The following is a 26,413-nucleotide window of genomic DNA, read 5'->3' as shown; positions in this document are numbered from 1 at the left end:
ATTTATTGCATTTGCTGATTAAAAGGCTGTAGTTCTTTAACTAGGTTTTTTGGTAATGATAAATCTGTGGCCACTATAAAATCGTTATAGGGTTCGTTTCCTGAAAATAGTTCCGCTATTAGTGCGTCGTCTTTAAATACATTAACCGATACACCACGACCCATACCGCCAGAGTTTATAATGTAATAATGATACGGCCCATTATTAAAAAACAAAATACTTTCTCCAATACGACCAACTTGACGATAATAGCTGCCAAAAGGAGCATCTGTACTCGCTTGTTTTTCAAGTCCTATGTCGTCAATTCGCCCAAAACGATAGCTCAGTGAAGAGCCATCTTTAGCAAGACAAACAGAAAGTACATTTTCGGTTGGCTCTAAGGCGTACGCTTTATCTTTACTTGGATTACGTAATACTTTTTGCATTTTAGCGTTTATATAAGCCGTTTCGTTGCTTTTGCAATGAGTAGCAAGTAAGCCTAAAACAATTGCTGGTTCGTTAACTTTTGCAGCTGGGCTTTTTGATTGTGAGTTTGAAGAAGGTTTTATTATATGATCAAGCTGTGCTTTGTTATGCGAAGAGGTTTGGTTATCGCAACCAAACAAAGATATAAGCACAAAAGAGTAAAAACTCGCTAAAAAAGATATGCGCATAAGAAAGTCCATGTAAAAAATCAGTCTTTAACATAGCGATAAACTAAAGTGCTCGCAATACCCTAATTCATATAACCGCTATAAATGTATAAGTAGACCATCTTCTGCAAAAATTACTTTACTTTTTAATGCTTTATTTAACGATTTATTAAAACGTTGCTGATTTTTTAATGATCGATTCATAAAATGCGAAATGACAGTAATACGGGGCTCAACTACTTTTAAAACGGCTGTAATTGCGCTTGGTGTAATGTGTAAATTTTTAGCCCCACTTGATGAGTTTTCATCAATGGCATTGTGCATCACTACCACGTCAGCATTGCTGGCAAATTCAGTAAATGTGCCTAACTTATTAGTCATATCGCCAGAAAACACAAGTTCACAACCCGCAATGTTTACGCGCCATGCCAAAGCCGGTATTGGCCCATGATTTACTGTTAATGCTTTAACCACTAAGTCGTTTTGTAAGGAGTGGTTAAAAGGCTGCTCTTTACTGGATTTTACAGAGCGAATATCAAGGGTGTAACTTTCATTGCCATTAATGTAATCACTTAAGTATCTAAATGCGCCTTTATCGCCTAGTAGATTTTGTGTGTACTCATTCGTTGATGCCATAATGTGATTGCCTTGCGGGCCATATATAGCAAGGGTTTTGCCACGTTGGGTAAAATAACTACCTTTTATAAAGCTAGGTAAATCACCTGCATGGTCACTATGTAAATGGCTTAATAAAATAGCATCGATATCGTTAAATTTTGCACCTGCTTTATCAAGGCCAACACTTGCCCCAGAACCAACATCAACTAACACTCTGGCTTTGTGATTATGCCAAATAAGGTAACTAGTCGACGCTCGGCCATCATTAAGTTCAGGCCCGCCAGAGCCTAAAACTTGCAAACTCACATCATTACATTGCTCGGCGCTTACACTACTAAACGAGGTAAACATTAAACTAGTAGCTGCTAAATATAAGTAAGGTTTGATCATTGCTGCTCCGAGATTTTCAATGAAAATAAGGCGAATTTGCGCGCCAATAGCTGGCCTATTGCAAGTAAATTTAACGCAGCTAGCGTTGAAAATAGCTGTTCGAGATAGATTTATTATCCAGAGTTAAGGTTAAGTATAATCAGTAAACGATGCAGCATGTTAGGTGTGTGACAAACGGCCTTTACGCTATGTATGGTTATATAACTAATTTAGCCCTGTACACCCTTCCCCTTTACTTTTAATGCAGTTAATAACTCAATCAACTAATAACCCAGCCTTATAGACTAAAACGATGTAACAAAGCCACTCCAGCACAATATTCATAACCAACTGTAAATTATAACGTTAATTTAATTAGGGTACATTTTAAAAACAATTTAGTCTCATTTTGTTAAAACTTTGGTTGACCCTATTTAAAAATTAAACTAGCATTTCTGGAAGCGCTTCCACACAGGCGATTTTTAATTACCTTTTCTGGAAGCGCTTCCACACATTTGACAATGTTGTTAATTACACAAAAACAGTTCCATACTGGCTGTTGATAATAATGATAAAAGTACGAGGGAAACCGAATGGCTAACCATATTGTAAGAAAAACAAAGATAGCGACCAGCATATCTCTGATTTTAAGCGCATCTGTATCTTTAGAGTTGCTTGCACAAGAAGAAGCAAACCAAGACGTTGAAGTAATTCAGGTCACTGGCTTTAAAAGCAGTATTAAAGAATCAACTCGTTTAAAACGCGACGCAGCAGGTGTGGTAGACGCCATTTCTGCTGAGGATATTGGTAAGTTCCCCGATACCAATTTAGCCGAATCGCTACAGCGTATTACCGGTGTGTCGATTGATCGCTCAAACGGTGAAGGATCTAAAGTGACCGTTCGTGGTTTTGGCCCCGATTACAATATGGTAACCCTTAACGGTCGTACTATGCCGGCAGCTTCTTTGCCAGCGGGTGGCGGTACACCAAGCTCTCGTGCTTTTGACTTTGCTAATTTAGCGTCTGATAGCGTTAAATCGGTAGAAGTATATAAAACAGGTAAAGCGAGTATTGCATCTGGTGGTATTGGCGCAACAATTAATATTAATACTGCCCGCCCGCTCGACAACCCTGGATTTGTTTCAAGTATTGGAGTTAAAGCACTTCACGATACAACTAATCGCGTAGGCGATGATATAACACCTGAGCTTTCGGGTATTATTAGCTGGACCGACAGCGAAGCTAAATTTGGCGCATCGTTAACGGCAAGCATGCAACAACGCGATAGCTCATCAACTGGCGCATTTGTAAATCAGTGGAATACATCGGCATATGACGGCACTATTCCTCAAGCGGCTGACGATATTGTACTTACTAACGCACCAGAGATTGGCCAGCTTTATTCAATGCCATCAGATTTGCGTTATACCATAGCCGACAGAGAACGCACGCGTACAAACGCGCAATTAACGCTGCAATATAGCCCTATTGATGACTTAACAGCTACGCTTGATTACACCTACTCTAAACAAGATTTATTTGAAGCGCGTGCTGAGCAATCAATATGGATGGATAACTACAAAAGCGCACTCACCTTTGACGACAACACTGTAAAAACCCCAATTTACTACCGAGAAGAACGCCGCGATCAACAAACTCGCGACTTAGGCTTAGCGTTTCAAGAGCTTAATCAAGTAAATAAAAATGACTCAATCGGCTTAAATGTAGAGTACTACTTTAACTCTGAGTTGAGCTTTATGTTTGATGCACATAACTCAGAAGCCACCAGTAAACCCGATGCACCATACGGCAGCTGGGTTAATGCAGGTCTTGGCGCAAACGTAGTTAACGCACAAGAAGTGGACTTTAGCCGTGAGCTACCTTCTATGAGCATCGATTTTAACGACTGCCGTAGAGAAAACTTAAATTGTAATAACACCTTAGATCCATCAGACGTGGGGACGTCTATTTTAGACTCAAACTTTGCAAGCCAAGAGTCTGAGGTAACCGAATTTAGGCTACATGGTAAATACGAGCTTGAAAACGGTGCAATTGACTTTGGTATAGAGTCTCGCTCTATGCAAAGCCATTCACTACAATCACTAACTCGTAACACTATGGGTAACTGGGGTATTGAAAACCCAGGTGAGCTGCCAGAGGGTTACTTAAACCCTACCAACTTTTTAGCTGAGTTTGATGATTACGATACATCAGGTTCATTTAATCAAGGGTATACGGGCAGCGCTTCACAAATAGGTTATTGGGCAGGCGAGCAATACGGCTTTAACTTTGCAGCCGATGGCGCATTTGCCACAAACCGCTCTATTGAAGAAGACATAACCGCCGCGTTCGTGCAATTTAGTTACACAGGTTACATTGGCGATATGCCCTATAACCTAGTTATTGGCGCACGCCAAGAGTCTACCGACATTACCTCAACAGCTAATATCGATTTACCAAATGCAGTAGCATGGGAAGGTAATAACGATTTCAATGTACGCTTTGGCTCAAACAAAGAGGATTTCACGCTTAAATCTAGCTACGATCACTTTTTACCAAGCTTTGACTTTGACATAGAAGTAATCGAAAACGTTAAAGCGCGCTTTTCTTACAGTACAACAATTGCCCGCCCAACGTATGATAACTTAAGCTCTGCCGCTACTGTGGGCGTACCTGGCGGTCCAACAATTTTGGCAGGTTCGTCGCCCGCCACGGCTTCAACTGGTAACCCTGGTTTAGTGCCGCTTGAGTCAGATAACATTGATGTATCGGCTGAATGGTACTTTGCAGAAACAAGTTATGTGTCGGTTGGTTATTACACTAAAGATATCGAAAACTTTATTGGTTTAACGCCAATGACACAAAATTACTATGGTTTACGTGATGCAACTGCGGGCCCTCGTGCACAAGCTGCTATTGCAGAGCTGGAATCTCGCGGGCTAGCTATTACCGATTCAAACTTATTTCAAATGGTTGCCGCCACCGAAAATGGCGTAGATTTTGACTCTATGACCTACGAAGAGTTTGAAGCCGCATACGATGTTATTGCTAACAGCGATGACCCACTACTCGAATTTACGGCACAAGTACCTACTAACAATAAAAACGCCACTATTGATGGTTTTGAAATTGCATTTCAACACTTTTTTGGTGAAAGCGGCTTTGGCGTTCAAGCAAACTACACTACCGTTAATGGCGATATAGACTTTGATGTAAACGCAGACCCAACTACTACGCAATTTGCACTAGTAGGTTTAAGCGATACAGCTAACTTTATTGCTATGTACGAAAACGATGACTTTCAAGCCCGTGTTGCCTATAACTGGCGTGATAAATTTTTAAATAGCGCTGCACGTTACGTTAACGAGCCAGGTTTTACTGAAGAGTATTATCAAATCGACTTTAACGTTGCGTACAACTACAGCGAACAGCTTTCGTTTTTTGTTGAAGGTATAAATATTACTGAGCAAAACAGCCGCGAACATGGCCGAACTTCAGTGCAATTATGGAACCTGCAACAACTAGGCGCACGCTACAATATTGGTATGCGTTACAACTTCTAAAGGTAATACAAAGCAAAGCCGTTAGTTTTTACTAGCGGCTTTTTTGTATTTAAAACGATATAGTTTATGTGTTATCAAGTTTAGGGTTTTAACTCATGACCAAACCAATAAAAAAAATAGTCATTTTAGGTGGCGGCACAGCCGGCTGGCTAAGCGCGGGTTTATTAGCTGCTGAGCATCCACATTTAAGTGTCACGTTAATTGAGTCAGCAAATGTGCCAATACTAGGTGTAGGCGAAGGCACATGGCCTTCAATGCGTAATACGTTACAGCGCATTGGCATTAAAGAAATTGATTTTATAACCCAATGCGACGCCTCCTTTAAGCAAGGTTCTAAATTTATAAATTGGCGCAACCTCAGCGAGGAAGAAAACTACTACCACCCTTTTATGAACCCTCAAGGTTACGAGCACACTAACTTACACGCAAGTTGGCAACGCATAGCGCCCACTCAAAAGTTTGCTGATGTAGTTAATATGCAAAGCTTTGTATGCCAAGCAGCGCTTGCGCCAAAGCAATTACAAACCCCAGAATATGCAGCCGTTACTAACTATGGCTACCACTTAGATGCAGGTAAATTTGCTGAATTTTTAAAAAATCACAGCGTTAAAAACTTAAACGTTACGCATATTACTGACGATGTAACCGAGGTTATTAATGACGAAAAGGATTATATAGCCTCATTAAAAACCAATAATAATGGCAATATAACAGGAGATTTATTTTTAGATTGCTCAGGCTCTCGTGCGCGTTTAATTGGGGAGCATTTTAAAAGTGAATTTATAGCGCAAGATCATATTTTATTTAATAATAGCGCTGTTGCGGCGCAAATATCTAACTCTCATCCTACTCAGAATATTGCCTCAGCAACGCTCTCTACTGCGCAAAGTAACGGCTGGATTTGGGATATAGCCCTGCCCACACGCCGTGGTACAGGTTATGTGTTTAGTAGTAAATACCAAAGTGATGAAAGCGCAACAAATACTCTAAAAAGCTACATAGCTAAAAGTACCAGCGAGCAACAAGCTGAGCAGCTTAATTACCGTGTATTAAAATTCAGCCCTGGATACAGGCAAAAATTTTGGATTAAAAACTGTGTTGCCGTGGGTATGTCAGCTGGTTTTTTAGAACCACTAGAAGCCTCTGCACTTGCCATGGTTGAACTTTCAATTAGTATGCTGAGCGAGCAACTACCACAAAACCGCACGCATATGAGCCAGCTTGAAACGCGTTTTAATGACCGCTTTAGCACGCGTTGGCAACGTGTTGTCGAATTTTTAAAACTTCATTATGTGCTAAGCGAACGCGACGATACCCCCTACTGGCAAAACATTCGCGATTTAACAACTGCACCAGAGCGGCTAAAAAACTTACTAAAACTGTGGCAATTTCAACCCCCTAGCCGCTTTGACTTTATTGAAAACGAAGAAGTATTTTCATCAAGTAGTTACCAGTATGTTTTATACGGCATGGGCTTTAATACACAAACACCTCGAGCACAAAATGCGTTTACCAGCGCACAAGCTGGCGATTATTTTTATCAGCAAAACCGTGAAAAAATAGCGCAATACTTAAAAGGCTTACCGAGTAACCGCGAGCTTTTAAATTATCTTTTATCTAATAATAGGCAGCCACATAATGACTAAAACAAATGCTGTTAAAAACGTAGTAATAGCGGGAGGCGGTACTGCTGGCTGGATGGCTGCGGCTGCACTTGCAAAATTAATTGGCAAAAATATACACGTTACCCTTGTTGAATCTGACGATATTGGCACTGTAGGCGTTGGCGAGGCAACAATTCCGCCTATTCGTACATTTCATAAATTGCTAGGTATAAATGAGCAATCTTTTATGAAAGCCACTCAAGCAAGCTTTAAATTAGGCATTAGCTTTGAAAACTGGGGCGATGAAAACACGCGTTATATTCACTCATTTGGCGTAACGGGCAAAGAATGTTGGGCGGGTGAATTTCATCACTTTTGGCTGCAAGGTAAAGCACTTGGAATAAACGACCCATTTGGCAATTACTGTTACGAGTTGCAAGCGGCTAAAGCCGGTAAATTTGCGTTTAATCAGCAAAACCCCATTAACTATGCTTACCATATGGATGCCACGCGTTACGCGCAGTTTTTACGTGAATTTTCAGAGCCATTAGGTGTAAAGCGTGTTGAAGGTAAAATACAAAAAGTAGTAAAAAACGCTAAAACAGGCCATATAGAATCATTACTTTTAAATAGTGGCGAGCAAATAAACGGCGACTTTTTTATAGATTGCACCGGCTTTAGAGGCTTATTAATAGAGCAAGCATTGCATACGGGCTACGAAGATTGGTCGCACTTATTACCATGCAATAGCGCCATTGCAGTACAAACAAAATCAACCAGCGATACCGTATTGCCACTTACCCGCTCTATTGCCCATAAAAGTGGTTGGCAATGGCGTATACCGCTGCAAAATCGTGTAGGCAATGGGTTAGTGTATTGCAGCCAATATATGGATGACGAACAAGCTAAAGCGTTATTGCTAAATAACATTGAAGGTGAAGCGCTTACTGAACCCCGTATTATTAAATTTAAAACTGGGCGTCGCTTAAAAGGCTGGAACAAAAACTGCCTTGCGCTTGGTCTTGCTAGTGGATTTGTTGAACCACTTGAGTCCACCAGCATTCATTTAATTATGTCGGGTATTATTCGCTTTATGCGTTTATTTCCGTTTAATGGCATAACCAATCACGCCATTGATGAATACAACAAACAACTTAAAAGCGAAATTGAAAATATTCGCGATTTTATTGTGCTGCATTACAAAGTAACTAATCGCGATGACAGCGAATTTTGGCTGCATTGTAGCGCCATGGAAGTGCCAAAAACACTTAAGCATAAAATTGATTTGTTTAAACAAACTGGCCGTGTATTTTTAGACGATGGTGATATTTTTAGAGTCGACTCTTGGGTACAAGTTATGCTTGGACAAGGTATTGGGCCTGAACAGCACCACTTAATAGCTAGCATGATGAACAATGAAGAACTCACCCGTTTTTTACACGGTATTAAACAGCAAATAGAACAGCGCGTTAGCCAATTACCGCCGCATCATGAATTTTTAAAACAATATTGCCCTGCATAAATCTCCTCTTAAAAAAAGCCCTTAAAAAAGGGCTTTGAGACAACACACAATAAACTTAACTTATAAACACGCTATTACTCACACTTAACCGTGGCGATATTATCGCTTTGTGGTTTAAAGCTAATATCTGCAACTGAAACGCTAAGCTCTCCTGCCGTTTTAATAATAAACGGGCTGGTTACTCTGGCAAAATCAACGCCCTTTTTAGCAAAACAGGTTAAATCTATACTCATGGTTTGCCATGTATTTAAGGCTGAGTTTTTAAGCTCATTGGTTATATTAAGCTCGCCACCACAGCCTTGCTCGCATTTCATACCTAGCTGTACTTGCTCTGTTGGCATTGTATTTATTTTATAGCTAAAACTAAGTGCTGAATTGGCCTCAATGTAAGCTACTTTGTCTTCAGTAAAGTTACTGTTAATTTCAATATAGCTTGCGCTAGAGCCTATAAAATTAAACGCCATCGCATCTTCTTGAATGGTTTTATCTTCAGTACGATAAGTAATGCCGCCAAGCTTTACACTATTGCTAGCCACTTGATGCTGCTTGTTATTAGAGTTTAAAAACAAACGCCACGGCGCTTTAAAGCTACCATTAAATATAGACAGCGGCGCAAGGTTGCTTACATCAACACCTGAGTCTTCATTTAGATTATTGCCAAGCGTACTTTCATCTTTGTACGTTAAACCAAATCCATAAGGTAGTAGCGGTGCATAATGTTCATCGCCCTTATTTACAGCCGTTTGTAGTGGCGATTTAGGCCAAGAGAACGATAACTTACCTTTAAAGTCATGTTGTACTTGCCCATTTACATCCGCTAGTAAAACATCTGCAATGCCTTGGCCTTCAGTGCCAGGAAGCCATGCAGCTACAAACGCATCAGATGCATTTAGCTCGCTATTAACCCACATTGGCCTGCCCGATATAAACACAGATACAACCGGTATATTTTGCTGTTTTAACGCTTTTAAAATTTTAAGTGAGCGTTTATTACCTCGTTCAAACTCAAGGTTGTCTTTATCACCATGCCCCTCTGCGTATGGCTCTTCGCCAAATACAACAATGGCTACATCGGGTTTGGTATCAAAAGTGCCATTTGAGCTTAAAATAGCGATACCGCCTGCTGTATCTATTTGCGCTTTTAACCCGGCATATATAGAGGTGGCTCCAGGAAAGTCTTCATTTTTATTGTTGGTGCCTTGCCACGTAATGCTCCAACCACCCGATTGTTTACCAATATTATTGGCCGCATCGCCTGCTACAAGTATATTGCTTGATGGGTTAATCGGTAATATATGGTTATTGTTTTTAAGCAGTACTAAAGACTCTTGCACCGCTTGGCGGGCAATATCACGATGTGCTGGCGCACCAATTAGCGCTAATTTACCTGAGAATTTACGCTTGGCAGGGCTTGGTTTTTCAAATAAACCTGCACGTAATTTAACACGCAAAATACGCGCAACGGCATCATCTATTCTAGCCATAGGAATAGTACCCGCTTTTACTTGCGCTATTGTATTGTTATAAAGTGGTTTCCAAGCACCTGTAGGCACCATAAAAATATCAAGCCCGGCATTGACTGCTTGTGGGCAGCTTTCGTTAGTACAGCCAGCAACTTGCCCGTGGCCGTTCCAATCTCCTACAACAAAACCATCAAAACCCATTTTGGTTTTGAGTACATCGGTAAGTAAGTATTTATTGCCATGATTTTTTTTGCCATGCCAGCTATTAAACGACGCCATAACAGACTGACTACCTGCCGTTAAGCCACCTATATAACCTTGCGCATGTATATTGTATAAATCTTTTTCGGTATCAATATTATTACCTTGATCGTCGCCATCCACTGTACCGCCATCACCTAAAAAGTGCTTAACAGTGCTAATTACGCGTTTATCACTTAAAAAGTCGCCATCGGCTCTACCTTGTAAGCCATTTACAATAGCGGCTGAATACTCGCGAACAATTGCAGGGTCCTCTGAATAGCCTTCGTAGGTTCTGCCCCAGCGATCATCGCGCACTACAGCTACGGTAGGTGCAAATACCCAATCAATTCCTGTAGCCATTACTTCTACCGCTGTCGCCGCTGCAATTTGCTCTATAAGCGCAGGGTTATTAGCAGCACCCAAACCAATATTATGTGGAAATAACGTCGCACCAATGACGTTATTATGTCCATGTACGGCATCAGTGCCCCACATGGTAGGGATTTTACTGCCATCAAGCGTATCATCAACCGATGCTTGATACATATCCTCTGCAAGCGCTATCCAATCAGCAGGTGTAGCATGCTTATTAGCATCAGGAAAAGAGCCTCCACCATTTAAATAAGATCCAAACCCATATTTGCGCATATCTTCAACGGTTATATCGCGAATTTCTGGTTGGATCATTTGCGCTACTTTTTGCTCAAGCGTCATCGACTTTAAATAATCGGCAATTGTATTTTCAATCTCAGCGCTTTTTTGTACTTTGTTTTTAAGTGTTGGCCATAGTGTTATATCGCCCTGCTCATGCTCCGAGGCTTTAATATGATTGTTACTAACTTGCGTTTGCTGTTTATTACAGGCTGTTAAAACGCATATTCCTCCTACTAAAAGGGAAAGAATTTTTAATGCTTTTGTGTTTAAGCTTTTTTTCATTGTTATGGCCCTGTGTTGTCTGGGTGTGTTTTTATAATGTAATTTGCTTATTTAAATATAACTATTGACCTGTTAAACAATAGCCACTAACCTAAATATGGAAGCGCTTCCTGAAAGTTATTAAATACTATACCCGGCGATTAATCAAATTAATTATGGAAGCGCTTCCAACTTTAACTTTATAAAAGCAAATTTACTAAAAATAAAGCAGGGGTTTTCGCTTAATGAAACAATTATCTTTACCTAGTGGCTCACCACTTTTAGCCAAACACTTTACTTACGGTGTGGCCACAGCGTCTTTTCAAATTGAGGGTGGCGCAGCAGATCGCCTCCCCTGCATTTGGGATACCTTTTGTAGTAAAGAAGGTAAAATTGCTGATAATTCAAATGGTGATGTTGCCTGTGAACATTACACTCGTTGGCAAGATGATATAGATTTAATTGAGTCGCTAGGTGTAGACGCCTACAGGCTTTCTATTTCTTGGCCGCGTGTAATGACCAAAGCAGGTCATTTAAACCCAAAAGGCGTTAAGTTTTACACCGATATTTTAGATGAGCTAAAACGTCGTAATATTAAAGCATTTGTTACTTTGTACCACTGGGATTTACCACAACATATTGAAGACGAAGGCGGCTGGCTTAACCGAAACACGGCTTACGAATTTGCACATTACACAGATTTAATTACCCAAGCCTTTGGTGAACGAGTACATTCTTACGCAACACTAAACGAGCCATTTTGTAGCTCTTATTTAGGCTACGAAATTGGCGTACATGCACCTGGTATTGTTGGGCGAGAATACGGGCGAAAAGCTGCCCATCATTTACTACTTGGCCACGGATTAGCGATGCAAGTACTTGCTAAAAATAGCCCTAATTCACTCAACGGTATTGTGCTTAACTTTACGCCTTGCTACCCAGTTACCCAATGCGAAGAAGATTTGAACGCCACTGCATTTGCTGATGACTACATAAATCAATGGTATATGCAGCCAGTAATGCAAGGTCAATACCCTGATATTATTAACCAATTACCTAAAGCCCAGCGCCCTGATATTTTACAAGGCGATATGGACATTATTGCACAGCCACTTGATTATTTAGGCGTGAATTTTTATACCCGTATGCATTATCAAGCAAGCGAAACAGACTTTTATCATGAGCTGCCACACAAAGCCCCAATGACCGATATTGGCTGGGAAATTTACCCTAAAGCACTTACAGAGTTACTTGTATCGTTAAACGAAAAATACACCCTACCGCCTATTTATATTACCGAAAATGGCGCAGCTATGGCTGACGAATTTAAAGACGGTGAAGTGAACGATAACGACCGTATTGACTATTACCATGAACATTTAAATGCTCTACATAATGCAACAGTACAAGGCGTTAAAGTAGATGGTTACTTTGCTTGGAGCCTCATGGATAATTTTGAATGGGCAGAAGGGTATTTAAAACGTTTTGGTATAGTACATGTAGATTACGATACCCAAACACGCACCGTTAAAGCCAGCGGTAAAGCGTATAGAAAATTAATAACTAGCCGCTAAATTAGCGGCTCATAACAATAAGAACACACACTGTGAACAAACTCCCTTTATACGAAAAAGTCGGTTATGCCATGGGTGACGCGGGTGCTAATTTAGTATGGCGCGGCGCATTGGCCTATTTAGCGGTATTTTATACCGACACCTTTGGCATATCGGCTGCAGCGGCCGCCATGCTGTTTTTAGTGGTTAGATTATCTGATGGTGTAACCGATATAATTATGGGCATGATTGCCGATAGAACGCAGTCGCGCTTTGGAAAATTTAGGCCGTGGATTCTCTACTCCGCGCCCTTTTTAGGTTTGTTTATGGTGCTGTGCTTTACCACACCAAACTTTAGCGAAACTAATAAACTTATTTATGCCTACGTTACTTATATTGGTTTAACACTTGCTTATACAGTCAGTAACGTACCCTACTCTGCACTTATGGGCGTAATGACCCCCGATGACACCCAGCGCACAAAGCTATCAGGATTCAGATTTGCAGGCGCGTTTACAGGCGGGTTATTAGTGATGGGCTTTTTACCCGACTTAGTCGCTTATTTTGGAGGCGGTGATAACGCCAAGGGCTATCAGCTCACTATGTATTTGTTCGCAAGTTTACTTATTGCGCTTATGGTTATTACCTTTGTAAGCACTAAAGAACGCGTAATAGCGCCAGCTTCAGAGCAAGGGTGTTTAAAATCAGAACTGTTTGATTTAACTAAAAACCTGCCATTTATAATATTACCTTTGTTATCAACAACACTGTTTTTTTATTATCGCGATTTATACAGCGGGCTATTTTTTGCTTTAGTTATGGCGGCAATGACTGTTGTTATAAAAAAACTACTTAATAAAAATAAACAAAACCTAACCGGTTCGCAGCGCGATATGGTCGATTTACTAACAAATAAACCTTGGCTTGTTTTATTAGGTATTGGCTTTTTAACCATGATGTTTAACGGCATAAAATACGGTGTTATTGCTTATTACTTTAAGTACCACGTTGCTGATGAACTAATGGCAGGGCAATATTTTATTGCCTTATTAATAGTATCTATATTTGGTGCACTTGCTACAGGCAAGCTGGCTGAAATTATGGGCAAACGCAATTTATTTATTGCATCGTTGTTGCTAAGCGGCTTACTAACCACTGCATTTTATTGGGTGCCTAGCAATAATATTGTCGCTGTATTTACCTTTGGCTGCGCGGCTGAATTTTTTGCAGCCATGATGCCTACTTTATTTTTTAGCATGCTAGGAGATTCTGCCGACTACTCCGAGTGGAAAAATAAACGCCGTGCTACCGGGCTCATTTATTCAGCAGGTACCTTTGTGCAAAAAACTGGTGGTGGTTTTGCTGGGGCACTCGTATTAGTGGTACTTGCAGGCTATGGATATAACGGTATGGATGAGCTTACAATTAACCACGCCCTACCCGCTATGCAGTTACTAATGAGCTGGATCCCAGCTGCTTTTGCTTTTTTAGGCGCCGCGTTGATGCTTATTTATCCGCTTACACCTGCAATGACCCAAAAAATAACAGAAGATTTAGCAATTAGGCGCAGTAATGTGTAAATTAACTTTTAATCACAACTTATGTTTTATAAATTTTTATTTAAAACAAATGCGTACAAGCTAGGATATAAATGGCGACTATTTATCAAGTATCAGAAATGGCAGGTGTGTCTTTATCAACTGTATCTAGGGTGCTTAACGACAACGACTACGTAAGTAAAAAAACGAAAAAAAAGGTGTTAGAGGCGATGAAAGAGCTCGGCTATCAGCCAAGTTCTATTGCACGCTCTTTAGCATCAAGCCGTACCAACAGTGTAGGCATTTTAGTGTCTGAGTTAGACGGCCCGTTTTTTGGACAAATGATGTCGGCCATTGAAGAGCAATTACGTATAGCTGGTAAACACGTAATTATTACGCCCGGTCACAGTGATGAAAAAAAAGAAAAAAACGGTTTTGAATTTTTAATTAGCCGTAATTGCGACGCCATTATTGCTCACGTAGAAGCGGTATCTAACGAGTATTTAATTGAGCTCAGTAAAGGTAAAACCCCTATTTATTTAATGAGTCGCTACGTTAAAGAAATAGAGCAAAACTGCATTAGTCTCGATAATGTTATGGGTGGCTACCTTGCAACAAAAGCTATGATCAATAAAGGGCATAAACGTATTGCTTATATTGCCGGTCCACAATTTAAAGAAGATGCCTCAGATCGTTTAAAAGGCCACAAAAAGGCGCTTGCAGAATATAACCTCACCTTTGACGAAAGCTTGTATTATGTGGGCGACTTTAAAGAAACCGGTGGCAGCGATGGCCTACGTCATTTTATTCAACATAAAGCGCAAATTACGGCTCTTGTGTGCGCCAATGACGAAATGGCATCGGGTGCAATGAAGTATGCCCGCGAGCATGGCTTTAATTTACCTAAAGATTTAGCAATAATTGGTTTTGATAACGTTATTTTTACCAATTACCTTTACCCTACGCTTACTACAATAGATAACCCAGTACCCGAAATGGGCCGTGCAGCAGCAAATTTAGTGCTTAAAGATATTTATAAAAAAAGCGGCATAACGGTAAATCAGGTGTTTGAGCCTAAGTTAATTTTACGCGATTCAACTCCCGATATTAGCTAGCACTAAAGCTTTGTCTTATTATTTTATTCACATCATAATTAAGCCTCAATTCTAGTTGGGGTTTTAACCATTATTGCTAACAAATATAAAACAATAACCTCATAAAAATACTACAAAAAAAGTATTCCAGATCTAAAATTTCACTTAAGAATTAATTTGTATATTTAACGCCAGAAATCACTTTACTTATCTATCAATTAGCTCTAAATTCGCGCAAATTTTATTACTAAAGTAACTCCTTACAATTTAAAACTGGGGTTATTTAACTCACCGAGTCTAAAAAAAAATGGCTGAACCTGCCGCCTACAATGCACCTAACAACCCACTAGCACCCGTTATTGGCTTGTCTTTTTTTGCCATAGCATCTGGCTTTTTAATGAGCTTAATTCCGCTTTCGTTATCTGCATTCAAATTAGATGAAAACCTAGCTCCATGGCTTGCTAGTATTTTTTATTTGGGGTTACTTATAGGCGCAACCACAATAGAACGTATTGTGGTTAAAGTAGGCCATCGCTTTGCGTTTATATTGTTTTTAAGTTTATTAATACTGAGTGTGTTAGCCCAACTAGCATTACCGAACGCTATTAGTTGGCTAATTGCTCGATTTATTGCAGGTATTGCCGTTGCAGGTGTGTTTGTTGTAGTTGAATCGTGGCTACTTATGACAAATACAGCAAAATCACGGGCTAAACGCCTAGGCCTATATATGACCTCGTTATATGGCGGCAGCGCTGTTGGGCAACTAGCTATTGGACCACTAGGTACACAAGGTGCTACACCCTACTTATTTGTGGCTGCGTTATTGTGCTTTGCTATTTTGGCGCCTTTGTTAATTACTAAAGGCCAACCAGAAAAACAACAACTACAAAAACTATATTTAAAAGAGATTAAAAACCTAAGCCATCCGGCTATGCTCGGCTGTTTAGCCTCAGGCTTATTACTTGGGCCTATTTATGGCTTAATGCCTGTTTATATTGCATCTCAAGCAGAGCAGGCGCAGTACACTGGCACGCTAATGGCTGTAATAATTTTAGGTGGAATGTTAGTGCAACCGCTGGTTAGCTACTTATCTACTCGCCTGGAAAAAAGTTTACTTATGGGTATGTTTTGTTTAGTGGGCGCAGCAGGTGCAATAGGTATTTTACAAGCAAATACCTTGGCCGGATTAATAATAAGTTATTTAATACTAGGCGCCTGCAGCTTTGCTCTATACCCAATTGCTATTACGCTTGCCTGCGATAGCCTACCTATGGCAAAAATAGTGTCGGCAACCGAAATTATGCTTTTAAGCTACAGTATAGGTTCGGTATTTGGCCCAATGCTAAGCGCACATTTGTCTAATGCGCCAAACGGTATTGTGTTTTACTTAGCAGGCTGCCTAATTAGCACCTGTATTTATATGTTTATTAAAAGTATTACTAACATACATGCCGGAAAAACACCTGTCGCAGGTTAAGCTTTAACACCCCCTTAGTTAGCTTATAACTAAGGGGGTGTTATAAAAATGCTTAACAAACACACTTTTTTATCTGATTTATTTATTATTGCTATATAAAGCGCAAATATCCGCTTCAAAATAACACACATATCTGCAACAATCTGCTACTCTAAGGTTAATTCACTGTAAACTAAATTCAGGCTAAAATTAAAAGGACTTTTAATGCCAACTGTTGAATCTTACATAGGCTCCCCATCAGTAAATCCCTACAAGTTGTGGCACGTTTTACTTGAAGATAATATTCAAACAAATCTAGATAGCGTATGCGAGCTTGCTGTGAACTTGCTTGGTGCTAAATCCTGTGCAATCGTCGCCAATTACCCTGAGCATAAAATTAAATTAGCGCATTATGGTGAAAGTTTAAACGTAAGCGATACTGAGCTTGCACTTTACACTAGTAATGAGTGCAGGTTAATTGAGATCCCCCAGCAAAATTCACACAGTGCTCACAGCTACACTTGGCGAGTAACTGCCCCTATAATTTTATTTAGCAAGCTTCAATTTGGTTGGCTTATTTTTGATAAAAAAAATGATCAACCACTGTCGCAAAAAGAAATGACTACGCTTGAGGTTTTGCAAAAAAATATAGTAAATCACTTAAAAAACCGTAAAAAAATAATAGAGCAAGAAAAAATAAACGAGCTACAAGCCACTATTTCTAAGCTAAACCGTGATTTTATTTTTGTAAAAGATGAAGAGTTTAAAATAGTGTATGCGAATGACGCCTTTTTAAATATGTACCCCGCACATTTAAAAGATAAGGTTATAGGCTTCACTACCATAGAGTCCTTTGATGAAGCAGATGCAGAAGCATTTTTAGCACAAGACAAAATTGCATTCGAAACCGGGCAAAGTAAAGTCATTCAAAAACTACATGCACCCAATGGCCAATATATTACTGTAGAAACAACAAAAAAACGTTTTGAAGACAGTACCGGCGCACCTTATATTATGTGTGTTTGTAGAGACTTAAGTGAAATAGAAGGCTTAATTAATAAATTAACTAAAGCCAATAAAGATCTCGATGAATTTACAAGCATTGCATCACATGATTTAAAAGCACCTTTAAATGCCATTAAGCGACTGCTTGAATGGATCTCTGATGATTGTAAAGATTTACTCCCTCAGGAGCATGCCGAAAACTTCCAACTCGTTATTAGCCGTGCCAATCGTATGCAAACACTGCTGGAAGATTTACTAAAATACGCGAGAATTGATCAGTGCGATGTAACGTTAACGAGTATATCTCTTGAATCTGTTTTTGAAGATGTAGCGCAGCTTTTAGATATTCCAAAATCAATAACCGTCACAGTCGATACAAGTAATACTTTAATTAATATTCCTGCGGTGCCTTTTAAAACGGTTATTCTTAACTTAATTAGTAATGCTATAAAACACAATAATAAAGAGCACGGTGAAGTTAATATAAGCTTAAAGCAATCAGTGCATCACTACATTATTGAGGTAAGTGATAACGGCCCAGGTATAGACCCCAAATACTTTTCACTTATATTTGAGTTGTTTCAGACATTACGCTCACGCGATGAAATAGAAGGCACTGGCATCGGCCTCTCTGTCGTAAAAAAACACGTAACTAATTTTGGCGGCAAGGTGGAGGCTAGCTCCGACGGAAAATCAGGCACTACATTTACTGTATTTTGGCCTAAAAACAAGCAAAACCATACACACAGTAATAATAGTTACTAGCCATAGTACGACTCCCGACTCTAAGGAAGAACATGTATATACTGATAGTTGACGACGATATAGTAGATCGTAAATTAATTAGAAAAATGCTGATGACGGACGGTATGCAACTTCATAGTATTACCGAAGTAGAATCAGTATCTGAAGGGTTATATGCCATTGAAGATATGCATTTTGATGTGATTTTGCTTGATTATTCTATGCCCAAAGAAGACGGCATAAAATTACTGCGAGAAATGCGGGCAAAACCAAACCTTGGTAATACTGCCATAATAATGATCAGCACATCTGAAAACCCATCACTTGCATTAAAGTGTATAGAAGCAGGCGCCCAGGATTTTCTACCTAAAAGTGATATAACGAGTGCAAGCTTAAATAAAGCGATATTATTTGCTAAAAAACGCTTCGAATCAGAACAACGCATGTTAGAAAGCTACCTTGCAGTTAAGCGAATGGCCGAGCGAGATCAATTAACAGGGCTGTCTAACCGCTACCATTTTGAAGAAATCCTCAAATCAACTATCGCCAGTAATATACGTAGTAAAAATAGCGTAGCGCTGCTTGTGATTGATATAGATAACTTTAAAAATATTAACGACACCCTTGGCCACAATGTCGGAGATGAGATTTTAAAGCAACTCGTATCAAGAATTAATAATTGCCTACGAAGAGACGAAGGCTTTGCAAGACTTGGTGGTGATGAGTTCGCAGTAATAATTGGCGGTATAAGCCAATTAAGTCAAATAGGTAAAGTAGCCACTAGAATATTAAACCATACCGCTGAGCCATTCGTTATCGATAACACGACTATTAGCTGTGGTGTAAGTATTGGCAGTGCCATTTACCCTACCGATGCAACACACTCGCATGATTTATTAAAATGTGCAGATATAGCGATGTATCGCTCAAAACAAAGTGGCAAGGGCAAAAACAGTTTTTACAAAGAACAATATCAATATGAATTTAGCCGCCGAGTGGAAATTCAAAACAATATTAAAAATTACTTAAAAAACGACGCATTTAGATTATTTTACCAACCAGTGTATTGTGTAAAAACTCATAAAATATGCGGTGTTGAAGCACTTATAAGGTGGCCTGATGTTACTCCATTTTATCACCCGGATGAATTTATACCCATTGCAGAAGAGTCGAGATTTATAAACGAACTCGGAAATTGGGTAATATCAACAGCATTAAAACAACTTGCCCAGTGGCAAAATAAATACTCTGACACACTAAATATGGCAATTAATATTTCGCCGGTGCAGCTTCAAAGCGAGTGCTTTGTAGAAAAATTATTAGTTGAAGTAAATAAGTATCAAATTAATACACATAATATTACTTTAGAAGTGACAGAAACGGCATTAATTGAAGACAACTTAAAAATAGCTGATGTACTCAACAGCCTATCTGTGGAAGGCTTTAAAATAGCGTTAGATGACTTTGGTATGGGTTACTCTTCAATTTCTCATTTAACAACGTACCCAATAAATATAGTAAAGCTCGATAAAAGCATGCAAGTTGCCGAAAGTGAAAAAAGCATTAAAATTATTGAAGGGTTATCACTGATGTTAAAAGCACTCGATTTTGAAATTATTGCCGAAGGCATAGAAACACAATCGCAGCATTTTTTATGTAAAGAGTTAAACATAAACTTTATGCAGGGCTTTTTATTTTCAAAAGCCATACCTGCTGAAAACATTGAACAATTGCTTATTGATTGTTGCCTTAGCCAAAAATAGCTATTGCTAAAAAAGTTACGATTAGCCCTAGTAAAACAGTTCTTTTCGTAACTAATACAACTTATCGAGAATTTATTACCTTTAATACTTTCTCTTTTAACTGCTGTGAAGTAAATGCGCCTTTTACCAAGTAGTCTTTTACAAATTCATGCCCCATTATATTGGCTTTATCTTCTTCTCGCTCTGACGTACTAAACATCATAATAACGCATGTACTAATGTCTATTTTAACGCGCAACTGTGCAAATGCATTTAAAAACTGAATACCATTTACCCTCGGCATATTAATATCTAAAAATATAATTATGGGTGGGAATTCATCAGGGTATTTTTTTTTGTTGGCATCATAGTCTTCTAAAAAATCGAGGGCTTCTTGACCATCTGTTTTTTCAAAAATTCTAAGTTCTAATTGCGCCTCTTTTATTAAGCGTTTAAGAATATACCTATCTACTTCATCGTCATCAATAATAAGAACTGGTGGTTTGATTTTTGTCATTATAATTTATCCAATGCTATGATTATTTTAAATATAGTGCCTTGCTCAGAACTTTGAAACGTAATTTCACCTTTAAAATATTCAACATGCTTTTTAACAATCGATAAACCTAAACCAGACCCACTGCATAACTCAGGGTTAAAGCGCTTAAACATGCCATACACTTGCGCTTGGAAGGGTTTAGGAATACCAATTCCATTATCAGTAACAACAATAATAATGCTATTTTCGTTGTTACTAATGTCTAATTTTACTAAAGGTGATAGCTTATTTTTATCGTAATACTTTAAGCCATTAGAGACTAAATTCTCAATTATTTGTGTAAAGCGCACTTTATCTGAGATTATTTCTACCTCTAGATTTATGTGTATTTCAAGCTGGCAAGGAATATCTTGCATCAGCCAATATAAACGCTCCTTTACATCAACAATAAGCTGTTCAAAGTTAATCGGTGACGTTTCTTCATTACCAATATCGGCTTTAGCAAGCTGTAAAATATCAACGACTAACGACTCTAATTTTTCCATTTGCTTTGTTATAGTTTTTGCATTACTGATGGCTTCGGCTGTATCGTTGCTTTCTATATCTTTAACTATAAAGCGCGATAAAGATTTAACCGCAGATAATGGCGCCTTTAAGTCATGCGACGCTCTGTAAGCAAACTGAGCCAGCTCATCGTTTGCTAGCTGTAATGAATCGGTTTGACTACTTACAATGGCTTTTAACTCTTTACTGCTTTCTATATTTAGTAAATCGTTTTCAATTCTTTTTTTAGCAGCACTTATTAGCTCTTTTAGTTCATCAGGTGTGCTCTTTGAAAAGTTATCTTCTAAATCTGTTTTATTAGATTTACTAGACAATAACGTAGTTAGATTTCGAATAGAGCTTGAAATAGTTCGCGATAAATAACTAATATAAATAACATTAAAGATTGAAATAACAATGACTAAAGGGATAAAAGTAACAAATATAAACGATACAGTTTTTGTAATTGGCCCTTCAAATTGCTCTGAGTTATCGTTAAATTCATCTAAAGCATGGTTAAGAATAAACAAAAATTCGGCCCGATTAATTTTATCATTTTTGTAATCATTCACAGACTGTAAGGTTGTATTTGCCCTTTTCACATCTTGCTTACAAAGCGTAAGTGCATGACGTGTATCAATAATATTCATTACTAACTTATTTAATGCATTGGCCGCTTTTAAACAGTTCATAGGTTGTTGACGAATCGCTAATATATTCGCCTCTATTGCTGCTAAGTTAATTTGAGTGTTTGGCAGTATTTTATCAACCGCTTTGTCTAGCTGATTTATATACTTTAAATGAAGAAAATTGAGCTGATGAAACTGCGCTCCCTTAGCTATTTCAAATGCCGAAAAAACAGTAATACTTACTTCTAAACACGTTAATACTACAATGAGCAAAAGCTTTTTAGAGATATTCATTTTGTAAGCCAGACTTTTATAATTTTAATATGACTGGCCTTAAATAAGCTATGTAACCACTCTTGAGTTGTATGTATTTTATACTAACGGTATCAGGTTTTAACAGTGTTTATTTACTAATGCTAGTTAAATAATTTAAAGCGGTATAATAAAAATAACAAAGCCCAACTTTTTATATTGGGCTTTACTAATTTACAAATTAAAGAAGCTTATTATTGATCTCCTGATTCATACTCTTCGCGTTTATAAATATAAGTTTGCTGAGTTTTAAAACCAAAACCTAAAGTATCGCTATCATTAACTAACTTAACTTTGCCATCGACAACCGTTAAACCTGGGCCTGTAATTTCAACAGGCTTTATTGGATTTACCGCACCCTCGCCTGTTAGGCTAGGGCCAATTAAATAAAACTGACTAACCTGACTCACTGGGATTGTTTCTTCGTACTCGTAGCCACCATCTGGGCCATCGTCGTCTGGGGTACCATCATCAGGTGTTGGAACATCACATAATCCATTATTGTTAGCGTCTATACATGAGTCACCTTCACCAAAATACAACTGAGCAGTATCAGGTACATCGTAACTGGTAGTAAATTTAAGTTGGTCGTAAACCTTAGTACCATAGTGCAAGTGAAATGCATACATAGCCCCGCCGCCACCCGTTAACGAACACTGGTTTTTATTTGACTCAAGCGCAGGTGTAAAAGAAGTAAAATAGGCAACACCACCAACTACCGTTGCCGCAGCTAGCGATTTTTCGCCATTACTAAGCTCATAACGCCAACCTTTAAAGCCAGCAAGGTCAACCTCTAGATCCACAAAGTCATCAACGTTATCTAATGCATTTCCAAACGGGTCGTCATTCATAAGCATTAAATCGCTTGGAACAATAGCGGTAGGTTTATCTTCTGAGCTAAATGTTTGTGTAACAGTATGCTCATCACGGATCATGTACAAATGATCTTGCTCGTTAGTTGCAAGCGGGTTTGAGCGGTTGCCACTACCAATAACAATTGCATCGTATGGCGTATCTAATCGTGTTGTTATTTCAACGCCATTTTCGTTTGTAGTTTTACTCGCTTTACTAAACATAGTACGTGCAACGAGTGGCTTGTAAAAAAAGCGCCTGTCTTGTGAAGCTAATGAGCTCCCAAGTTCTGCTAATTTAAAATAAGAAATGTCATTTTTATCTGACCCTGGCATATCTACACGCCATACATTACCGCCAGTATCTGTTGCATATAAGCGGTCTATATAGCCATCGTAATCAGAGTCAAGCGTTGCAATATCAGCTGCAATACTGTGCTTTCCTTGAAAGTTATTATCTTCAGGCGTTAATGCCCAAACCTTCTCACCGGTCCTCGCTTTAACAATATAAATGCCGAGTCCTGTTTCGTCTTCGCTTCTGATTGCTTCATCTTTATTTGTATCGTAGCCTGCGCCAAATACCAATAGCGGCTCATCTCCAAACGCTTTTATGTACGCTATTTGTGGTTTAGACCATGTTTGAGCTAAGTATTTAAAATCTTCAGAGCCTCCAACAATGGGTTTATTCCATAATTGTTTTGGCTTATCTGGAGTGCTGATATCAAGTGCGTAGTAATTATTACCACCACGGCGCATTCCGGCAAACGCCCAAACTTCATCACCTTGTGATGCGTCAACAACACCATCATTTAAGCCTTTGCTATTTAGGCTTTGGTTATTAAAGTACACACTAATTGGGCCATCCATACCGTACACTTTAGAGTTAGCTTGGTTTGAGCGAAGCGCTGGTATATTTTTTAATAACTCAGCTGGTGTAAAAGCCCACTCTTCTTCAACGCTATCGCCTTTGTCATTAAACATATGTAAAAAGCCGGCATTAGTTCCTACAAGGATACGTATATCACCATCACCGTAATCTATAGAAACAGGCTTGGAGTGAAGTGGATCTCCAAAAATATCAGAGCGCTGATCAACATATGAGCCATCTGAATCTTCATCGTCAACGTCTATGCCTCTTGCCCAATTAATATCGTTAAGAGAAATTGAAATATCTGTGCCTGGTATTAAACCGCCTAAGGTTTCTGAAACAATATTTAAAATTTCTTTTACTTTATCGAAGGTAAAATCGACAATTCTACCGCCTGAATCTATGTATAATTTACGACCTTGCCCATCTAAGGTAGAAAGAAAAGAGTTTACTCCACCTTGTGCTACTAAATTACCGTCCGCTGATTTATTAGTAGGCAGCCAAAACGTTCGAGCGTCTTCTTTAATTAAGCCATCATCACCTATTGCTTCATTACCATCAGAGTCAACAATAGTAGAGCCCGACATAGCCAACTTTTTTAAGTTTCCACCCCAGCGAGCACCGGTTTCAGGGTAAAACATTGTAAAGTATATAGCTTCGCGGCTACGAGTTTGATCAACATTATTGCTCGCTACAGTTGGGGAGGAGAAGGTATCGTTTACCTCTCTTATTTTAGAAATGGTGCTATTTAATTTTTCTGAAAGTTCTGCAGAAGTATTGGCATGTAAATATTCTCCGCCACCGACTTGAGCTGTTTTTTCAAGTAGCTTTTTACCATTAGTACTCATTCCACTGCCAAAACCTATGGTAAAGACTCTACCAGTATCCGCAATTTCAGGTGTGCTATCGTACAGATCAACTTCTACGTCACTTGTTCCGTGAATTATTTGTGCTAGAGCAGCTAAATAACTTCCACTTGTTGTACTTGGGTTTGAACCAAATTTAGATTTATAAAGATGGTATATATCATTATTACTTTCAGTGTCACTTTGAGGATCGCCATCCGTCATTAAAATAAGGTTAATAGAATTATCACAGCGTTCATCGCTGTCTAAATCAGTTCCGAATGGCGAAATATATGTAAGAGTGGTTACTTTTTTCTTTTTGTTATAATGGTTTTTTTCATAAGTAACAGTTTTACTTAAAAAATCTTCATCTCCTGAATATTCTTCATACCCATATAAAACTTGTTGGCCAGTTAAGTACAAATAAGCTTCCCATAATGTTTCAGTAACTGGTGTACTGCCACTAGCAGGTAAGCTCTTTATCTGATTTTTAACCGTAGCTCTTGAAGAACCAATCTCAGCCATAACATAACCGCCATAGTTACTTTGAAAGCGCATAAGACCAAAATCAATAGACTCATTATTATTAACCAAGTCGGTCATTGCATCTTTAGCGGCATCAATTTTTCTTGGCCCATTATTAGGAAGCTTACTCCACATACTCCCAGATGTATCGAATACAATTAAAACTCGAGGCTTTTCATCGGTTTCTACGTTGTGGTTTACGTAAAGCTCTATATCTTCGGCGGTAACAGAAAGGCTAATAGTTGCAGCAATAAAAGACGCAACTACGCAATTGAATTTGAATTTCATTTTTAAATCCTTTTACCTACGCAAAAATTGCGTAGCTCCCTAAAAAGCGCTGTTACTTAAATAGTTTTTTTAATTAGAAATAGTAACTAACGCGCAAAAACAACTTGCTCAACTTAATCGTGAGCACATCAAATAAACATTAATGCTAGCTGAATCAGCAATATTCTAATTACTTTAAATAAAAAGGACATAAATATAAAGCTCTATGTTGCTAATAAAGGTTTAATTTACAATGGCTTAAAATAGAAAAATCCCGATTTTAGATATAATCGACTGTTCAAAATTGCGATTGGATATATTTTTAAAAATGATGCGAAACTAACAATATTAATTGTGCGATTTAAAACACTATTATTCAATAGGTTACAAATAGGCCGTGAGTACGGCTAAAGATGTAAAAACAATTAATTAACATTTCGATTGGGGATTACTGCTATATAAGCAATTTAAAGGAATCTAAAGTATTTTCTCTCATAATGCAAAAAGCCCCAGTTAGCTAGCTAACTGGGGCTTTACTAACTTTCGCCTACAAAGAAAGCTCTTCTTTAGCGCGAGTTAAATTATGAGATACAAGTGAGTTTTTAGAAATTTGTACTGCTTCGTATAAATCAGAAATACCAGCAGTATCTTTATTTGCTTTTAAGCGTGCAACACCACGGTTGCTTAATGCAAACGATGTAAGTTCACGTACTTTTAAACGTGGGCCACGGCTTTGCTTAAGTAAAGCAATGGCTTTTGTACATACCGCTTCAGCTTCATCGTATTTTTTTGATTCAACATTAAGTGCACAGCTATTAAATGGCTGTTCAAATTCTGGGGCTGCTGTTATTGAATCTTCAATAACCATTAATTTGTAATCACTTTGATCAGCCATTGCAGCAGCTGAGCAAGTTAAGAATGAGCCAAGAGCGATGGTTTTTAAAAGTGTACGTTTCATGATTATCTTCCTGTTTAGTTAGTCGTACTTGTTGCCGACAACTTAACTTTAGATA

Annotated in this window: 16 protein-coding genes; 9 read left to right on the top strand and 7 right to left on the bottom strand. The window is 38.6% G+C overall.

Annotation, left to right across the window (positions count from 1 at the left end):
• Window positions 1-2: 2 nt before the first annotated feature.
• Window positions 3-653: a hypothetical protein gene (locus ATS74_RS11065; RefSeq protein WP_058548954.1), complete on the bottom strand. Its 651-nt coding sequence runs from the start codon at window positions 651-653 to the stop codon at window positions 3-5.
• 78 nt (window positions 654-731) lie between these two features.
• Window positions 732-1,640 (bottom strand): MBL fold metallo-hydrolase, encoded by a 909-nt coding sequence (locus tag ATS74_RS11060; protein WP_058548953.1) that lies wholly within the window; start codon window positions 1,638-1,640, stop codon window positions 732-734.
• Between the two features lie 572 nt (window positions 1,641-2,212).
• On the opposite strand from ATS74_RS11060, the gene ATS74_RS11055 reads away from it, so the two are divergent.
• The 3 genes from ATS74_RS11055 (at window position 2,213) to ATS74_RS11045 (ending at window position 8,308) form a co-directional block, all read left to right on the top strand.
• The gene (locus ATS74_RS11055; RefSeq protein WP_058548952.1) at window positions 2,213-5,182 is read left to right on the top strand and encodes a TonB-dependent receptor; all 2,970 of its coding nucleotides are present in this window, start codon (window positions 2,213-2,215) and stop codon (window positions 5,180-5,182) included.
• Window positions 5,183-5,277: 95 nt separating this feature from the next.
• Window positions 5,278-6,828, top strand: a complete 1,551-nt coding sequence (locus tag ATS74_RS11050) for a tryptophan halogenase family protein (RefSeq protein WP_058548951.1) — start codon at window positions 5,278-5,280, stop codon at window positions 6,826-6,828.
• The gene (locus tag ATS74_RS11045) at window positions 6,821-8,308 is read left to right on the top strand and encodes a tryptophan halogenase family protein (protein WP_058548950.1); all 1,488 of its coding nucleotides are present in this window, start codon (window positions 6,821-6,823) and stop codon (window positions 8,306-8,308) included. The genes ATS74_RS11050 and ATS74_RS11045 overlap by 8 nt, the downstream gene beginning before the upstream one ends.
• Before the next feature lie 74 nt (window positions 8,309-8,382).
• Here ATS74_RS11045 and ATS74_RS11040 read toward each other — a convergent pair whose 3' ends face one another.
• Window positions 8,383-10,950 carry a glycoside hydrolase family 3 protein gene (locus tag ATS74_RS11040; RefSeq protein WP_058548949.1) on the bottom strand — a complete coding sequence of 856 codons (2,568 nt, stop codon included), beginning with the start codon at window positions 10,948-10,950 and terminating at the stop codon, window positions 8,383-8,385.
• Between the two features lie 224 nt (window positions 10,951-11,174).
• On the opposite strand from ATS74_RS11040, the gene ATS74_RS11035 reads away from it, so the two are divergent.
• The 6 genes from ATS74_RS11035 to ATS74_RS11010 all read left to right on the top strand — a co-directional run bounded on the left by ATS74_RS11035 (window position 11,175) and on the right by ATS74_RS11010 (window position 20,082).
• Window positions 11,175-12,503, top strand: a complete 1,329-nt coding sequence (locus tag ATS74_RS11035; RefSeq protein WP_058548948.1) for a GH1 family beta-glucosidase — start codon at window positions 11,175-11,177, stop codon at window positions 12,501-12,503.
• A gap of 32 nt (window positions 12,504-12,535) precedes the next feature.
• Entirely contained in the window at window positions 12,536-14,062 is a 1,527-nt protein-coding gene (locus tag ATS74_RS11030) for an MFS transporter (RefSeq protein WP_058548947.1), read from the top strand.
• A gap of 71 nt (window positions 14,063-14,133) precedes the next feature.
• Window positions 14,134-15,135 (top strand): LacI family DNA-binding transcriptional regulator, encoded by a 1,002-nt coding sequence (locus ATS74_RS11025; RefSeq protein WP_058548946.1) that lies wholly within the window; start codon window positions 14,134-14,136, stop codon window positions 15,133-15,135.
• A 286-nt stretch (window positions 15,136-15,421) separates the two neighbouring features.
• The gene (locus tag ATS74_RS11020; RefSeq protein WP_058548945.1) at window positions 15,422-16,591 is read left to right on the top strand and encodes an MFS transporter; all 1,170 of its coding nucleotides are present in this window, start codon (window positions 15,422-15,424) and stop codon (window positions 16,589-16,591) included.
• A 204-nt stretch (window positions 16,592-16,795) separates the two neighbouring features.
• The gene (locus tag ATS74_RS11015) at window positions 16,796-18,340 is read left to right on the top strand and encodes a PAS domain-containing sensor histidine kinase (protein ID WP_058548944.1); all 1,545 of its coding nucleotides are present in this window, start codon (window positions 16,796-16,798) and stop codon (window positions 18,338-18,340) included.
• Between the two features lie 32 nt (window positions 18,341-18,372).
• Window positions 18,373-20,082, top strand: a complete 1,710-nt coding sequence (locus ATS74_RS11010) for a two-component system response regulator (protein ID WP_058548943.1) — start codon at window positions 18,373-18,375, stop codon at window positions 20,080-20,082.
• A gap of 61 nt (window positions 20,083-20,143) precedes the next feature.
• On the opposite strand, the gene ATS74_RS11005 is transcribed toward ATS74_RS11010, so the two are convergent.
• The 4 genes from ATS74_RS11005 to ATS74_RS10990 all read right to left on the bottom strand — a co-directional run bounded on the left by ATS74_RS11005 (window position 20,144) and on the right by ATS74_RS10990 (window position 26,358).
• Entirely contained in the window at window positions 20,144-20,578 is a 435-nt protein-coding gene (locus tag ATS74_RS11005) for a response regulator (RefSeq protein ID WP_058548942.1), read from the bottom strand.
• The gene (locus ATS74_RS11000) at window positions 20,578-22,026 is read right to left on the bottom strand and encodes a sensor histidine kinase (RefSeq protein WP_058548941.1); all 1,449 of its coding nucleotides are present in this window, start codon (window positions 22,024-22,026) and stop codon (window positions 20,578-20,580) included. Before ATS74_RS11000 ends, ATS74_RS11005 begins: the two co-directional genes overlap by 1 nt.
• Window positions 22,027-22,238: 212 nt before the next feature.
• Window positions 22,239-25,421, bottom strand: coding sequence for a pilus assembly protein (locus tag ATS74_RS10995; protein ID WP_058548940.1), 3,183 nt, complete (start codon window positions 25,419-25,421; stop codon window positions 22,239-22,241).
• 526 nt (window positions 25,422-25,947) lie between these two features.
• Window positions 25,948-26,358, bottom strand: a complete 411-nt coding sequence (locus ATS74_RS10990) for a hypothetical protein (protein WP_058548939.1) — start codon at window positions 26,356-26,358, stop codon at window positions 25,948-25,950.
• Window positions 26,359-26,413 lie beyond the last annotated feature (55 nt).

The organism is Pseudoalteromonas sp. H103 (assembly GCF_001469205.1).
Taxonomy (GTDB): domain Bacteria; phylum Pseudomonadota; class Gammaproteobacteria; order Enterobacterales; family Alteromonadaceae; genus Pseudoalteromonas; species Pseudoalteromonas carrageenovora.
This window is presented reverse-complemented; position numbering and strand designations above follow the sequence as displayed.